This window comes from Faecalibacillus faecis (genome assembly GCF_003024675.1).
GTDB classification, from domain to species: Bacteria; Bacillota_I; Bacilli_A; order Erysipelotrichales; family Coprobacillaceae; genus Faecalibacillus; species Faecalibacillus faecis.
Genome location: NZ_PYLP01000029.1, coordinates 1 through 15,122 on the forward strand (window position 1 = coordinate 1; position 15,122 = coordinate 15,122).

At 29.7% G+C, this 15,122-nt stretch carries 16 protein-coding genes and 2 rRNA genes; 13 read left to right on the forward strand and 5 right to left on the reverse strand.

Translation table 11 applies throughout. From position 1 onward, the window contains the following. The 3 genes from C7U55_RS12640 to C7U55_RS12650 form a co-directional block, all read left to right on the forward strand. Window positions 1-107: ribosomal RNA gene (locus C7U55_RS12640) — 23S ribosomal RNA — on the forward strand; the annotation flags it as partial. 73 nt (window positions 108-180) lie between these two features. After that, window positions 181-289, forward strand: a 5S ribosomal RNA gene (gene rrf, locus C7U55_RS12645). 75 nt (window positions 290-364) lie between these two features. After that, window positions 365-1,822: an LTA synthase family protein gene (locus C7U55_RS12650; RefSeq protein WP_106988857.1), complete on the forward strand. Its 1,458-nt coding sequence runs from the start codon at window positions 365-367 to the stop codon at window positions 1,820-1,822. A gap of 4 nt (window positions 1,823-1,826) precedes the next feature. Here C7U55_RS12650 and C7U55_RS12655 read toward each other — a convergent pair whose 3' ends face one another. Further along, window positions 1,827-1,970, reverse strand: coding sequence for a hypothetical protein (locus tag C7U55_RS12655; RefSeq protein WP_162297457.1), 144 nt, complete (start codon window positions 1,968-1,970; stop codon window positions 1,827-1,829). 430 nt (window positions 1,971-2,400) lie between these two features. On the opposite strand from C7U55_RS12655, the gene C7U55_RS14050 reads away from it, so the two are divergent. The 6 genes from C7U55_RS14050 (at window position 2,401) to hypB (C7U55_RS12680) (ending at window position 7,486) form a co-directional block, all read left to right on the forward strand. Beyond that, window positions 2,401-2,550 carry a hypothetical protein gene (locus C7U55_RS14050; protein WP_227213547.1) on the forward strand — a complete coding sequence of 50 codons (150 nt, stop codon included), beginning with the start codon at window positions 2,401-2,403 and terminating at the stop codon, window positions 2,548-2,550. A gap of 77 nt (window positions 2,551-2,627) precedes the next feature. Further along, window positions 2,628-2,831: a hypothetical protein gene (locus C7U55_RS14055; protein WP_239985203.1), complete on the forward strand. Its 204-nt coding sequence runs from the start codon at window positions 2,628-2,630 to the stop codon at window positions 2,829-2,831. A gap of 180 nt (window positions 2,832-3,011) precedes the next feature. Next, on the forward strand, window positions 3,012-5,819 hold the full coding sequence (locus C7U55_RS12665) for an FAD-dependent oxidoreductase (RefSeq protein WP_204638433.1): 2,808 nt from the start codon (window positions 3,012-3,014) through the stop codon (window positions 5,817-5,819). 1 nt (window position 5,820) lies between these two features. After that, window positions 5,821-6,180 (forward strand): hydrogenase maturation nickel metallochaperone HypA, encoded by a 360-nt coding sequence (locus tag C7U55_RS12670; RefSeq protein ID WP_106988859.1) that lies wholly within the window; start codon window positions 5,821-5,823, stop codon window positions 6,178-6,180. Beyond that, entirely contained in the window at window positions 6,161-6,823 is a 663-nt protein-coding gene (hypB, locus tag C7U55_RS12675) for a hydrogenase nickel incorporation protein HypB (protein WP_204638434.1), read from the forward strand. The genes C7U55_RS12670 and hypB (C7U55_RS12675) overlap by 20 nt, the downstream gene beginning before the upstream one ends. Beyond that, window positions 6,824-7,486 (forward strand): hydrogenase nickel incorporation protein HypB, encoded by a 663-nt coding sequence (hypB, locus tag C7U55_RS12680; protein ID WP_106988861.1) that lies wholly within the window; start codon window positions 6,824-6,826, stop codon window positions 7,484-7,486. A gap of 30 nt (window positions 7,487-7,516) precedes the next feature. Here hypB (C7U55_RS12680) and C7U55_RS12685 read toward each other — a convergent pair whose 3' ends face one another. Next, entirely contained in the window at window positions 7,517-8,173 is a 657-nt protein-coding gene (locus tag C7U55_RS12685; RefSeq protein WP_318025908.1) for a LysR family transcriptional regulator substrate-binding protein, read from the reverse strand. Here C7U55_RS12685 and C7U55_RS12690 point away from each other — a divergent pair. Further along, complete coding sequence (locus C7U55_RS12690; protein WP_227213564.1) at window positions 8,091-8,891, forward strand: MFS transporter; 801 nt, start codon at window positions 8,091-8,093, stop codon at window positions 8,889-8,891. The two genes, C7U55_RS12685 and C7U55_RS12690, sit on opposite strands and share 83 nt — an antisense overlap. Window positions 8,892-8,944: 53 nt before the next feature. After that, the gene (locus C7U55_RS12695) at window positions 8,945-10,408 is read left to right on the forward strand and encodes a family 1 glycosylhydrolase (RefSeq protein ID WP_106988864.1); all 1,464 of its coding nucleotides are present in this window, start codon (window positions 8,945-8,947) and stop codon (window positions 10,406-10,408) included. A gap of 33 nt (window positions 10,409-10,441) precedes the next feature. Here the strand turns inward: C7U55_RS12695 and C7U55_RS12700 are convergent, their stop codons facing one another. Continuing rightward, a complete protein-coding gene (locus C7U55_RS12700) occupies window positions 10,442-10,600 on the reverse strand; it encodes a hypothetical protein (RefSeq protein ID WP_239985204.1) in 159 nt (52 codons plus the stop codon). Window positions 10,601-10,775: 175 nt separating this feature from the next. Here C7U55_RS12700 and C7U55_RS12705 point away from each other — a divergent pair, with 175 nt between their 5' ends. Further along, a complete protein-coding gene (locus C7U55_RS12705) occupies window positions 10,776-10,991 on the forward strand; it encodes a hypothetical protein (protein WP_106988865.1) in 216 nt (71 codons plus the stop codon). A 229-nt stretch (window positions 10,992-11,220) separates the two neighbouring features. Here C7U55_RS12705 and C7U55_RS12715 read toward each other — a convergent pair whose 3' ends face one another. After that, window positions 11,221-12,480, reverse strand: coding sequence for an ATP-binding protein (locus tag C7U55_RS12715; protein ID WP_106988867.1), 1,260 nt, complete (start codon window positions 12,478-12,480; stop codon window positions 11,221-11,223). After that, window positions 12,473-13,201 carry a LytR/AlgR family response regulator transcription factor gene (locus C7U55_RS12720; RefSeq protein WP_204638435.1) on the reverse strand — a complete coding sequence of 243 codons (729 nt, stop codon included), beginning with the start codon at window positions 13,199-13,201 and terminating at the stop codon, window positions 12,473-12,475. The genes C7U55_RS12715 and C7U55_RS12720 overlap by 8 nt, the downstream gene beginning before the upstream one ends. A 136-nt stretch (window positions 13,202-13,337) precedes the next feature. Here C7U55_RS12720 and C7U55_RS12725 point away from each other — a divergent pair, with 136 nt between their 5' ends. Further along, window positions 13,338-14,537, forward strand: coding sequence for a hypothetical protein (locus C7U55_RS12725; RefSeq protein ID WP_106988869.1), 1,200 nt, complete (start codon window positions 13,338-13,340; stop codon window positions 14,535-14,537). Window positions 14,538-15,122: the final 585 nt, after the last annotated feature.

The window sequence follows — 15,122 nt, forward strand, 5'->3', positions numbered from 1 at the left end:
GCGCAAGCAAGTAAGACCCCTTAAAGACGATAAGGTAGATAGGTCAGGAGTGTAAGCATGGTGACATGTTAAGCGGACTGATACTAATAGGTCGAGGGCTTGACCGAAAAGGCAAGCGAGCTTGAAAGAAAGAGACTACTATCTGGTTTTGAGTGTCCTGAAGGATACTTGAAGAGAAGATCTGGTAATGATAGCATGATGGACACACCTGTTCCCATTCCGAACACAGAAGTTAAGCATCATCACGGCGAAGATAGTACTTCGGTGCGAAAATAGCTCGTTGCCAGTTCTTTTTTTTTTATATTTTTTATTAACACTCTGTTTATATTTGTCTGATATTATATTTTCTATATGGAGGGAATATATGACAAGAAAAAATAAGTTTTTAGTATTCATTATGATGTTCTTCTTGTTTCTAAACATTTTTTTATTGTTTATAAATAGGTGGATCTACAATAATTTTGGAAATGTTAAAATTCAAGAAATACTTTTTACACTTCTTTCACCAACAAGTGGTACAGATACATCTTTAATTTATTCTTTTATCTTAAAGGCACTGATTCCAACACTTTTTATTATTGTTATTTCTTYTTGTTCAATTTTTGTGGTTTCTACTTTGTTATTAAATGTTTTCTATACGAATTCACGTTATGATATTATTAATTATTTAGATTATAAAAATCAAAAAACAACTATATATAATAAAAAGAAAGCAAAAACAAAAAAATTATCTGAATACATTGGCGACAGTTCTATCATTTACCAAAATCCACAGGATATTCAGATTACTTCTGAAAGCTCAAATAATCTTATCTATATTTATTTAGAATCGATAGAAAATAGTTTTATGGACACTGAAAATGGTGGTATCAAAGATGTTAACTGTTTACCAGAACTTACTCAACTTGCTAAAGAAAATATAAGCTTTTCTAATACAGATAAATTAGGTGGTGCGCTTCCTTTTACAGGAACAACCTGGACAATTGCTTCAATGACAGCACAATTAACAGGTTTGCCATTAAAAGTTGATGTCGCAAATGATATGGATCAACAGGATGCATTTATGCCAGGTGCTAAGACATTAAGTGATTTTTTACATGAACAAGGTTATATACAAGAATTAATGATAGGTTCTCAAAAAGAATTTGCTGGAACAGATAAATTATTTCTACAACATGGATATGATAGGATTTATGATTATGATACTTTAAAGGAAATGTATTCTTATCAAGGTAAAAACATAAATAAATGGGGTTTTAATGATTATCAATTATTTGAATTTGCGAAAGAAGAACTTACAAAATTAGGATCAACTCAAAACAAATTTAATTTTACTTTAGCGACAATTGATTGTCATACACCAGATGGCTTTACTTGCTCGAACTGTCCTAATACATATAAAAATCAATATGAAAATATCTATGCTTGTCAATCTAAGCAAGTTTCTAATTTTATTAAATGGTGCCAAGAACAAGAATGGTACACTAATACAACAATTGTATTAGTCGGAGATCATCCTACAATGGCACAGTCGTATATAAAAGATATACCTTCTACTTACCAAAGAACAACCTATAATTGTTTTATTAATTCTAAAATAGAGACAACACAAATCAAAAATAGACAATTTACACATATGGATATGTATCCTACGACTCTTGCGGCTATGGGATTTAAAATCTATGGTAATAAATTAGGTTTAGGAACAAATTTATTTTCTAAACTTCCTCCTGTTATAGAAAAATATGGGCTAGACTATATTAATGAAGAAGTTCAAAAAAGCAGTGAATATTTAGATGAAAATATTTATCAATTTAAGTAAAAACCTATTGGGTTGATAACACCCTATCAACCCAAGTAGAACTACTAGATTCAATTTCATCTTCATAATCATCAAAGTCATTATAATAAAAGAATTCATATTCTTTATTTGATGATGTATGTAAATATTCAAAAGAATAATTTTCCATATCTAATTGAATTAAGATTGTATAATTAGAAAGATTCATTGTTTGAAGAAGATGTTAAATATCTTCTTCATTTTTATTTGTGAATAAACAATGTATATGATTCATCTGTTAAATCAAATGGATTATTTTGATAATAAGGTTTCATTTGTATTCTTTAAGTATTCATAAGCTACTTCAAAATATTATAAGATATTTTTCATAAAGTGAAAGGTATTTGAAATAAAAATAAAATAAAGTATAGTGCATTTGAGGTGAATGAAATGAGACGATTTGAAAGAGAAGTAGTCGATTATAAATTAATAGAAGCGATGCTTCAAGAAATGACGATTGTCAATGTAAGGATGAATGGTGAAGATGGTTTCCTTATGTTGTACCAATGAGTTTTGGCTTTGAAATGACGGATATACACTTGAATGTGTATACGCATTTTATGAAAATAGGAAAGAAAGTTGAATTATTAAAAAAAGATTCAAGAGTGTGTGTGGAATTTAGTATCTTTAATGATTTTCCTGATAAGAAATATAAAGGGCATGGTCATGATTATCGTTGTGTCATCACAAAAGGTAAGATAAGATATTAGATTATAAAGATGACCCTGAAACATGGGAAAAGGGCTATAATTTACTTTATACATGTAACAATCGAGAAATCAAACCATTGAGTGAAAGAAAAGTTATTCCATTAATGTATATTGGAGTTGTTGAATGTGATTTAAAAGATGTTACAGCTAAATCAGAATTTCCAATTAGAACTGTAGAAGATGTTCCGTTTTTAAATATCTATGAGCAAGAAGATGATGAAGTACCATTTGATATTTCGGATATTATCGCTGATAGAAAAGCAAAGAAAGATAATAGATAGGAAATTAAAAGTCTCCTTTTATTTTTAGGTAAAAGAAACAAAATGTTTAAATTTATGTGAAAAAATCACTTTTTTTTCAACAAATGTTTCTTAAAAAATACATTCATAAAATTATTAATGTATAATTAATCTATAATGTATTTTTGGTTAAAAAGTTATTAAAAGGAGAAGGAAATACAAATGAGTATGAAAAAATATGAGGAATGGAATGCAAATCATAAGCATGACAATCCACCAAGAGAGAAAATCGTTAAATTAGGTAGAAAGATTACAGACGTTGCCGGACATATTTTCGGTGGTGTTAAAGTTGAAGATCCTGAATATTGGGGACTTGCTGAAATTGTTAGTGATGAAATGGCTGATATCGCTTTAGCAATGAAAAAACGCACTCCTTATACATTTAAAGAATTATGTGACTTATGTAAGGTTTCAAAAGATCAAGAAGATCACTTTCAAAAAATTTTAGATGAAATGAGTTATTTAGGTTTATTAGAATATGATTATGGTTATCATTATGATCATCATGGGCGTACAGCACCACAAAGTGAAAGAAGATATATTCTTCCAATGTTTGTACCGGGAAGTGCTGAATTATTTAATATGGAAGAATTACCAGATCGTTCAAATCCTCGTTTAGAAGATCATCCTGATGTTGCAGCTTTTTTTGAACGTATGACGTATATTCCTCTTGCTGGAATTACACAAATGGTTCCGCCTGGAGGAGCAGGAGTTGGAATGCATGTTATTCCAGTAGAAAAAGCAATTTCTATGGAAAATGAAGCTATTGATATTGAAAAACTTTCTTATTGGTTAGAAAAATATGAAGGGAAAATTGGTGTAGGAAGATGTTCTTGCCGTGCTTCAAGAAAAGCTATTGATGATGGATGTGCTGATGATGATTTTGGTTGGTGTATTGGTGTTGGTGACTTTGCGGATTATTGTAGAGAAACAGGTAAAGGACATGATATTACTAAAGAAGAAGCCCTAGCTATTTTAAAACGAGCAGAGGATAATGGTTTTGTTCATCAAATTACAAATATTGATGGAGAAAATAAAATTTTTGGTATTTGTAACTGTAATGTGGAAATTTGTAATGCCTTAAGAACATCACAATTATTTAATACTCCAAATATGTCTCGTTCTGCTTATGTAGCCCATGTAGAAAAAGATAAATGTGTGGCTTGTGGAAGATGTGTGGAATACTGTCCAGCAGGAGCTGTACGTTTAGGACAAAAATTATGTAAAAAAGATGGTACAGAGGTCCAATATCCAAAACAAGAATTACCAGATGCAGTTAAATGGGGACCAGAAAAATACGATTTTAATTATCGTGATAATAATAGAATCAATACCCATGAAACAGGAACGGCCCCTTGTAAAAGTGCTTGTCCAGCCCATATTGCGGTTCAAGGATATATTAAAATGGCCTCTCAAGGAAGGTATCAAGATGCTTTAGCTTTAATTAAAAAACAAAATCCATTTCCAGCAGTATGTGGCGCAATATGTAATAGAAGATGTGAAGATGCTTGTACACGTGGTAAAATTGATGAAGCCCTATCAATTGATGGAATTAAAAGATTTATTGCTGAACAAGATTTAAATGCGGATACAAGATATATACCACCGGTTGTTATTCCAGCAAGTATTCATATGGATCATTTTGATGAAAAGATTGCGATTATTGGTGGTGGACCTGCTGGTTTAACAGCGGCTTTCTATCTTGCACAAACAGGATATCGTCCTACAGTTTTTGAAAAAAATGAACATCCTGGAGGAATGTTACGTTACGGTATTCCATCTTATAAATTAGAAAAAGATTTGTTAGATGCTGAAATTGATGTTGCAAAAGAAATGGGTGTAGAAATCAAAACAGGAATTGAAGTAGGAAAAGATATTACAATTCAACAATTAAGAGATCAAGGATACAAAGCTTTCTATATTGCCATTGGATGTAGTGCAGGTAGCTTACCTGATATTAAAAACATTGATGCAAATGGAATTATGACGGCGATTGATTATTTACATGAATCTAACTGTGGAAACACACCATTTGATGGTAAAGTTGTTGTCGTTGGTGGTGGAAATGTGGCCATCGATGCTTCTCGTGTATCATCAAGAAACAAAGCAAGTCAAGTACAACAATTCTGTTTAGAACAAGAAGTAGATATGCCAGCTTCTAATGAAGAAATAAGAGAAGCTAAAGAAGATGGAGTAACAATTCATTGTGGATGGGGACCTCAAGAAATTATTGAAACAAATGGTAAAGTAAGTGCGATTGTTTTCAAAAAATGTGTTTCCGTATTTAATGATGAAGGTAAATTTGCGCCAGTATATGATGAAAATACCACAGTTACAGTTGCTTGTGATCGTGTGATCTTTGCCATTGGTCAACGTAGTGTTTGGGGAGATTTATTAAAAGGGGAAGATGTGAAATTTAATGGACCAGCTATTGAATTAAATAAAGTCACTTTCCAATCAAGTGTTGAAGATATTTTTGCAGGTGGAGATGTTTATACAGGACCTAAATTCGCTATTGACGCAATTGCTCAAGGTAAGATTGCTGCTGAATCTTTACATCGTTACGTTCATCATGGACATATGGAAACAGGACGTAATCGTTGGGAGTTTAAACCACTTGATACAGCTGATATTTTAGTAGAAAGCTATGATCGAGGGCCTAAACAAGTAGAAGGTGTTAACGATAAGGTTACAGATAAATTTAAAAATTATGTCTTAACACTTACTGAGGAACAAATTAAAAAAGAAACATCAAGATGTTTAGGCTGTGGTGCAACGATTGTTGATGCTAATAAATGTATTGGTTGTGGTATTTGTACAACAAAATGTGATTTTGATGCTATTAAATTACATCGTGATCATCCTGAATGTTCAACAATGACAGTAGCTGAAGATAAATTTAAAGCAATTATTCCTTATCAATTAAAACGTGTAAAAAATATTATTTTAAAGAAAAAGGTAGAACATTAAGATGCATGAATTAGGAGTAACCTTTTATGTTGTAAGAGATGTAAAAAAAGTTGCTGAAGAAAACAATGTAAAAAAAATAGATTATGTGACACTAGAGATTGGAGAAGTTTCTGGTGTCATTCACGATCAATTAGTAGATTGTTGGAATTGGGCAAGAAAAAAAGAAGCAGTGACAGAACATGCAAAAATCTATATTGAAACATTAAAAGCTATTACTTATTGTGAAGATTGTAAAGGACAATATAGAACCATTGATTATGGGAAAACATGTCCTTATTGCCATAGTGAACATACTTATTTACTCAAAGGAAATGAATTTAACATTAAGGAGATTGGTATTTATGAAGATCGTGGAACTTAAACAAAATATCTTTAAAGAGAATGAAGTCACTGCAGATAAAATACGTGATGAATTAAAAAAACAAGGAAAATTAATGATTAATGTGATGTCCTCACCAGGCTCAGGAAAAACTACAACACTTCTTCGAACCATTGAAAGATTAAAAGATACTTGTCGTGTCGGTGTTATGGAATGTGATATTGATGCCAGTGTTGATGCTCAAACCATTGAAGAAGGGGGCGCTAAAGCAATTCAACTTCATACAGGTGGAATGTGTCACATGGATGCAGCTATGACACAGCAAGGATTAAATGAAATGGGGATTGATGATGTTGATCTTATTTTCATTGAAAATGTTGGAAATCTTGTATGTCCGGCAGAATTTGATACCGGTGCAGGAATCAATATAACGATTTTATCGGTTCCTGAAGGAGATGATAAACCTGCGAAATATCCACTTGTTTATACGGTATCAGATGTTGTTTTAATTAATAAAGTAGATGCTTTAGCGGTTTTTGATTTTGATAAAGAATTAGTTGAAAAAAGAATTCATACTTTAAATCCAAAAGCACAAATCTTTTATATCTCCGCTAAAAAAGATGAAGGATTTGAACCTTGGATCAATTATTTAAAAGAAAAAATGAAAGAATGGGAGGGAAAATAGATGGCAAAAGTAAGAGTTATAGAAGTCCATGAAAATGTCTTCAATACCAACAATCTTGCAGCGAATGAACTTCGTGAAAGATTATCAAAGAAAAAAGTAACGATGCTCAATGTCATGTCTTCGCCAGGTTCTGGAAAAACAACCCTTCTTTCAGATGTCATCAATAGAATCAAAGATCAATATAAAATAGGTGTTATGGATGTTGATATTGAAACTTCTCTTGATGCTCAAAAAGTAGCGGATAAAACAGGAGTACCTTCTATTCAAATTCACAATGGGGGTTTATGTCATATTGATGCAGAAATGACGACAAAAGCAATTGATGAATTTGGGGTCGATGACTTTGATCTTCTTTTTCTAGAAAATATTGGAAATCTTGTATGCCCAGCAGAATTTGATACAGGAGCACATAAAAATCTTATGATTTTATCGGTTCCTGAAGGGGACGATAAACCATTAAAGTATCCTTTAATGTTTAGTGTTTGTGATCTTGTTTTGATTTCTAAAATGGATACATTAGATTATTTTGATTTTGATATTGAAAAAGCTAAGGAAAATATCAAAAACTTAAATCCAAACGCAAAGATTATTTGTGTCAGCGCTAAAAGCGGTGAAGGCATGGATGAATTTGTAGGTTGGCTTAAAGAAACAATAAATAACTAAAAAAGCAGTAATGAAATATTTTCATTTCAACTACTGCTTTTTTTTAATTTCTTCATTGAGTATTTCTAAAAAGATTTCAATAGCTTTAGGAAAAACTTTATACTTTTTCCAAACAATATGACTTCTTAAAGTAAGAGGTGGATGTAATGGTTTAAAACAAATAGAACTTTCATCTGATTCATTATGAAGATTTTTTAAAGTTAAAACATAACCAACATTTTCTTCACACATAAGCATAGCGTTATAAAATAAATTATAAGTTGTTACAACATTTAAAGCTCTTTGATTACCACCAAGCCAACCACTAATACCATTTTTTACCATTTCTTGATTAGAAATAATCATCGGCTTATCTAACAAATCTTTAGGTGAGATTGTATCAAGTTTGGCTAGTTCGCTGTCTTTTTTCATGAGAACACCCCACGTATCAAGAGTCGGTAATTTAAGATAATCATACTTTGATAAATCGACAGGATCGGTGACAATTCCTAAATCAAAAATTCCTTGATCAAGTTGTTCTTCAACATATTGAGCATTTCCACTGTAAAGATGAAACTTAATAGAGGGATAGTTTTTTTGAGTTTTACCAATAGCTTTCATCATAATACGATTTGCTTCACTTTCACCAAAAGAGAAAGTTGGGAAAAATTTATCGTTATTAATTGCTGGAGTAGCAGCTGCTTTAATGGTTGGAGTCCCACTTACACGTGAATTGGTAGCACTTTATTCGTGGAAATTTGTCTTTTTGGGTTTGATTTTTATTATGTTACTTTCACTTACCTATTTTATTTCCTATTTGCCAAAAGGAACGCATCAAAAAGAAGTGAATTTAAAATTAGAATTACAATTTTTAAAAGAAAGAAAGGTGTTACTTGTACGTATTTCATCTATTGTGACATTTATAGGGTATGGGGCAATTTATACATATTTAACACCATATATCATTCATCAATTTTCATATTTTGAAGGATATACAAGTGTCTTTTTAATGATTATTGGATTAAGTAGTTTTATTGGAAATTTAATAGGAGGCTTTTTTTGCGATAGATTTGGGTTTTATAAGTCATTAGTAGGAGGATCTTTCCTACAAGTTTGTTTATCATTCATTATATTTATGACGAATACTTCTTTTGTCATTCAATTAGTTATGATTTGTCTATGGATGGTTAATGGCTGGTTTATAGGCTTACAAATTAATACAGCGATTACGATTGTTACGCAAAATAAATCTAGTTTAATGATTTCTCTAAATAGTTCTGGAATTCAATTAGGACAAGTACTTGGAACTTCTATTGCTGCGATGATTATAATTAAAGCAAATATATCATTTATTGTTTTATTATCAACGGTAACTTCAATTATTGTATTTATTATTTTGAATGCTAATCAAAAAATGAAAATTTAATACATAAGACATAAAAATATTTTATAATAGAAATAATTTAAGGAGGAAGATCAATGAAATTTAGTGAAGATTTTTATTGGGGTGGCGCAGTTGCTGCCAATCAATGTGAAGGTGCTTGGAACGTAGACGGACGTGGAATGGCACGTACAGATGTAACAACTGGTGGAACCGTTAATACACCACGTATGGTTACTTTTATTGATAAGGATGGGAATAAACAAAAGTTACCTAACCATGGATTTAAATTACCAGAAGGAGCTCATTTTGCGGTATTTGATGATGAACTTTATCCAAACCATGATGGTATTGATTTTTATCATCATTACAAAGAAGACATTGCTTTACTTAAAGAAATGGGATTCAAGATGTTTAGATTATCAATTTCTTGGTCAAGAATTTATCCAACAGGAGAAGAAGAAAAACCAAATCAAGCAGGTTTAGATTTTTATCGAAATGTATTTACAGAACTTAGAAATGCAGGTATTGAACCACTTGTTTCTATCTGGCATTTTGATACACCACTTGTTTTAGAAGAAAAATATGGAGATTGGTTAGATCGTAAATATATTGCTCTTTATGAAAAATATGTAACAACAATCTTTAATGAATACAAAGGGCTTGTTAAATACTGGTTAACATTCAATGAAATCAATAATACAATTAACTTCTTACCAGATGATGCCAGTGATGAAGCATATCAAGAAGCTTATCAACATTTACATTACCAATTTGTGGCAAGTGCAAGAGCAGTACAAATTGGGCATCAAATTGATCCTGAAAATAAAATAGGATGTATGATTTGTGGTATTACTTATTATCCATTAACATCTGATCCAGAAGATATCTTATTTAATCGTTCTAAATGGGAAAAAGGAATCTTCTATTGTGGAGATGTTCAATGTAAAGGTAAATATCCAACATTTACAAAACGTTTATGGAAAGAACATAATGTTCAATTAGACATTACGGAACAAGATTTAGAAGAACTTAAAAAAGGTACAGTTGATATGTATACTTTCTCTTACTACATGTCACAAGCTGTTACTACTCATAAAAATGATGATACAGTAAGTGGTAATATGTCATTTGGTGTACGTAATCCATACTTAGAATATTCTGATTGGGGATGGGCACTTGATCCTAAAGGGTTAAAATATTATTTAGAAATGATTTATGATCGTTATGAAAAACCATTAATGGTCGTAGAAAATGGTTTAGGTGCTTATGATACTGTAGAAGAAGATGGAAGTATTCATGATAATTATCGTATTGAATATTACCGTGCCCATATCGAAGAAATGGCAAAAGCTATTGAAAATGGTGTAGATCTTATTGGTTATACAACTTGGGGATGTATTGATTTAGTTTCTGCTGGAACTGGTGAAATGCGAAAACGCTATGGTTTCATTTATGTTGATAAACATGATGATGGAACAGGAACAATGGCAAGAAGTAAAAAAGATTCATTCTATTGGTATAAGAAAGTAATCGCTTCTCAAGGAGAAGACTTAGACTAGTGATAATAGAACTATTCAGTTGAATAGTTCTTTTTATTTAATAATCGTTTTAATCAATTCCATCATAATTTCCTTATCTTTAGGTCTTGAACTCGCTACTAAGATCGTAAGTGTTGCAAGAGCATCATTATTAATTCTTTCCATGCCATTTTTATAAAGAGCATGATTCTTTTCTAAGAAATATATTCTCATACATAAAACTATGATTTTTATTTATAAATAAAATATAAAAATACCATCCTTTCTTTTGTTTCTTTAAAAGAGAATAATATGGGACTTTAAAGATGTCATTGGCTGGTTCATCCAATGAAATGAATGTCTTGATTTTATAGAAAAATCATATGATGCTTTGAGCCTTTGGGGATTGTTGATAAATAAAGGTTTAAAAACAATAAAAGCTGTTGTGAGAGTGCTAAATGAAAGTATTGTTAGATTTAGTGGATTACAAGAACTTATAGAAGATTTTCAAATGAACGTAGAAGATGATAGTTCAACAAACTACGATACCACAAAAAAGCCTTATAATCGAATTTCTATGATGAGATATAATAGTTATCAAGAGGAAGAATATTTTTCATTATAAATTTATCAAATGTATTTTAGAAGACTTATTAGAGATACTTTTAATTGTATAAATATTATAGATGAAAAAGTAGAAAATACTTTAACAACAAAGGATAGAAAATCTCAAAGTAATCTTTTAGAAATAAAAAAAGATGAAAGTAACAGATTTTCAAGTTTCTCAAGCTTTTATGATTCTTATATACAAAAATATAAAGTATAAAAAAACAAAGTCATAAAAACTTTGTTTTTTATATAACGATTCTTAAAATAAAACGGTGATTATTAACAGAAAATTGGCAATTTCCATTTAATTTATCTACTGTATAAACAATACTTTGACTACCAAAACCATGATTTTTTTCTTTAGAAATCGGTATGCCATCTACAAATATAGGTTCATTTAAATAATTATTTTCAACAGAAATCAAAAGTTTACCACATTTTTCTTCTATAGTAAGTTGAATAAAACGATAATCTTTTAATAACAAAACAGCTTTCAAAGCGTTTTCTAAGGCGTTTGAAAGAATAGAAGTTAAATCAATATCACTAATCGCTGATTTTTTAGGAACAGATAATTGATAATGAAAATCAATATTTCCTTCTTGAATTCTATTTTCATAAGAAGCAATAATCATATTTATGGTATTATTTAAACAATATTGCTTTCTTACGGTTTGATCCAATGAATCAAACAAAGTATGAATATAATCAATAGCATGTTCATTTTGATTGTTTTCCAAATCATTTAAAATATTATTTAAGAAATGACGCATATCATGACGAATCAATACAATTTTCTTTTCATTTTCTTCCATTAAAGTCATTTCTTTTTCAACTTGTGTTTGTTTCATATACATAAGTTTATTATTTGTTTCAATGTGTTGCTTTTCTTCATACTGTTTAAAATAAACAGTGCAGAAAACAAAATAACAAATACATAGAAGAAAAGGTGTAAATTCAACAGTTATTCTATTTCCAACATATAATAATTGTGTATATACAGTAGATACATAATCAAATATATAGTAGAAAATAGGAATAATCCCAAAAGAAATAAGTTCACTTGACTGTTTTTTTAATAGTTGTGAAATTGGTAAATAAACAAATTTCACAATAAAACCAAAAGAAAGAAATAAAGATAAAGAATAAATAATATCAGCAGTTCCATTAATAAAAGAAGAAACAAAGATGGTTGTCCAATTACTAATTTGACAACACAAATAAGCGCTTGCAATAGCAATTAAAGTTGGAAAAATTCTTTTCTTAAAAATAAAAATAAAGAATAAAAATAATGGTAAATGCGTAATAAGAGGATAAAGAGAAATAACACTTGAAATATTCTTTGAAAAGTAAAAGATGGCTTGTAAAGCTAAATCTATGTAAAAGAAACCAAAGATAATAAGAATATTCTTCTTATTAATTTTAATATCAAGAAACAAAGTAGAAACAAAAATACCAAACAATAAAGTCAAAGTATAACGAATAGCCTCTAAAATCGTATTAATCATACGAAGAACCTCCTTCCTTAAACATATATTCAAAATAAGCTTCTTTAAAATCTTTAGTATAAGATCGTGCAATTGGAATCTTTTTATGAGATTTTGTTTCAATCTCTAAAGAATTAAAATGATCTACAGCAGGCATATAAACTAAATAACTACGATGACATTTATAAAAGCCATCATTTAAAAGAAGTTCTTTACTACAATGAACAAATGTATCTAAAACATCAATACGTCTATTATTTTCTAAATAAAAAAGAACTTTCTTATTTTGAGCTTCAATACATTCAATTTGATGATAATAAACCTTTTGAAATCCTGCTTCAGTTTTTACAACAATAAACTTAGGTTCATGATGAATAGAAAGCTTACAGTCATTTAAAAGAGAGCATAAACGTCCGTAGTTTGTCGGCTTAATTAGATAACCGCTAGCTTTTACATCATAAGATTCTAAAGCAAATTCAGGAGAAGATGTTAAAAAGATGATTTTAACAACTTGATCAGTTTTTCTAATTTCACGAGCTGCATCCATACCGTTTAATAGAGGCATCATGATATCTAAAAAAATAACATCGATTTTACTTTTTTGATAACTATTAATCAAAGCATCCCCATGATTAAAAAGATAAACTGAAACATCTTCATTATTATCCTTTCCCCATTGTTCAATCATTTCTTTCACTTTATTCATATATAAAATATCATCATCACATATTGCTATAAACATAATCATCACCTAATACTATTTTATCAAAATATGTTTATGACTTATATACATTTCACACCATAAAAATGACATTTCGCGCCAAATCACAAAAATAGATTTAATAAATAGTAGAATAAAAAAGAAAGGAAGAAGAAGTATGAAAAAGAGAAAAATATTATCAATTATGTTGGTGTTTTTAATGATGATCAGTTTTTTACCAACAAACATTTATGCAAATGATGAAACAAAAAATATTTGTCAATTATCTGTTACAACCTATGAACAATTAAAAAATGGATTAGGTGATGCAGCAGATGTTAGCCTTGATGCTGATGGACATATTAATATTAAATTAAATAAAAACTTAAAAGGACAATTAAAACTTGATATACGAGGTGCCTATTATGTTTTTGATGCTAATGGAAAAACACTTGATGGTGATTGTGAAACTTCAACATTAGGGTATGTACCTGAATCGCTATGCCTAGAACATGGAAGTAATTCAACAATGGTATTAAAAGGAAATGGTATATATAAGCGAGGTACATACTATGCAATCTTTTGTGGAAGTGGATGTAAATATATTATTTTAAGTGCTAGACTTGAAGGAAGCATCGGAAGCAATGGAGGCGAGGATGTAAGAACACAATTACAAGATGGTTATGAATGTTATCTTGCAACAAAAAATGGAAAAAATCTTTTCGATGCAGAAAATACAAAAGAAAATAAAATAGAAGTTAGATCACTTGATTTTTCTGAAGATGTTTATGTTTTTGAACAACATAATCATGTTTATAATCAAGAAGTTGAATCATCTAAATATCTAAAACAAGCTGCAACTTGTGTAACACCAGGAATTTATTATAAGAGCTGTACTTGTGGAGCAAAAAGTAATTCAGAATTTTATACAGGTCATTTAGGACATGATTATACAGTTAAAGTAAAAAAAGAAGCTTATTTAAAATCAAAAGCAAAAGATTGTACAGAACATGATGTTTATTGGTATGTATGTTCAAGATGTGGGAAAACATCTACAACACTTTCTTATGCTGATTTAGATAGTAAAGTAGATCATGTTTCAAGTGATTGGATCATTGATAAAGAAGCTACTTTGGAAAGTGATGGTTCTAAACATAAAGAATGTACTGTATGTAAAGAAGTGTTAGAAACTGAAAAAATTGCTAAATTAGAAAATAAAGCAACAGTAACACCAACTGTAAAAAAAGAAGAAATCAAAACCGAAACAAAAACGGCAACTCAAGCTGTTAAAACAGGAGATAATACAAATATTATTGAAGTTGTATGTTTATTAGTATTTAGTTTAGTTGTATTAACTTTCGTTAGAAAATATTGTTAAAAAAAATGGGTCTTATAAACCCATTTTTTTATAAGCTTTATATAAACCAAGAGCAATAATATATATTTGCTAAAATAATCATACAAAGTAAAAGGACAAATCTTTGTCTTCTTATTGATAAAATAAAGAGCATTACCTTCAGATTGGAAGAATGTGGCAAAACCAATCAATTTGTTTATCAAAGTGTAAAATAACGTTTTCTTTATTATATGCATTATTATTGTCATGAAACTTTAAAGAGCATAAAAGAAGTAAAGGAAAGTATAAAATAAAAGGGTGAAAAATTCACCCAATGGCATGAACTTAAGAAAGATTTTATTTCTTAAGTTTGTGCCTTTATTATTATGCTTATCTTATTAAAATTGTACATGAAAAAAAGCGCAAAAGGCACCTAATAAAATTTATCATTTTTTTAAATTTTTCAGTTGTTTTTTATCTCATATTATCCTATCATTATTGTAACGATGGAAAAGGAATTCCCTATACTACAGGGGCTGGATTCAGTGATTAGTGGTCACAAATCCAGCTTTTCCTTTTGCTACTGGTGGATTCCTACGCCCATCTATTCTATGCCTTGTTTTCGGT

What these genes read in the sequence shown, in the direction of transcription:
- C7U55_RS12655 (WP_162297457.1), bottom strand. Translation starts at nt 1,970, where the DNA reads ATGGAAAATTATTCTTTTGAATATTTACATACATCATCAAATAAAGAA.
- C7U55_RS14050 (WP_227213547.1), top strand. Translation starts at nt 2,401, where the DNA reads ATGAAAATAGGAAAGAAAGTTGAATTATTAAAAAAAGATTCAAGAGTG.
- C7U55_RS12665 (WP_204638433.1), top strand. Translation starts at nt 3,012, where the DNA reads ATGAGTATGAAAAAATATGAGGAATGGAATGCAAATCATAAGCATGAC.
- C7U55_RS12670 (WP_106988859.1), top strand. Translation starts at nt 5,821, where the DNA reads ATGCATGAATTAGGAGTAACCTTTTATGTTGTAAGAGATGTAAAAAAA.
- hypB (WP_204638434.1), top strand. Translation starts at nt 6,161, where the DNA reads ATGAAGATCGTGGAACTTAAACAAAATATCTTTAAAGAGAATGAAGTC.
- hypB (WP_106988861.1), top strand. Translation starts at nt 6,824, where the DNA reads ATGGCAAAAGTAAGAGTTATAGAAGTCCATGAAAATGTCTTCAATACC.
- C7U55_RS12695 (WP_106988864.1), top strand. Translation starts at nt 8,945, where the DNA reads ATGAAATTTAGTGAAGATTTTTATTGGGGTGGCGCAGTTGCTGCCAAT.
- C7U55_RS12700 (WP_239985204.1), bottom strand. Translation starts at nt 10,600, where the DNA reads ATGAGAATATATTTCTTAGAAAAGAATCATGCTCTTTATAAAAATGGC.
- C7U55_RS12715 (WP_106988867.1), bottom strand. Translation starts at nt 12,480, where the DNA reads ATGATTAATACGATTTTAGAGGCTATTCGTTATACTTTGACTTTATTG.
- C7U55_RS12720 (WP_204638435.1), bottom strand. Translation starts at nt 13,201, where the DNA reads ATGTTTATAGCAATATGTGATGATGATATTTTATATATGAATAAAGTG.
- C7U55_RS12725 (WP_106988869.1), top strand. Translation starts at nt 13,338, where the DNA reads ATGAAAAAGAGAAAAATATTATCAATTATGTTGGTGTTTTTAATGATG.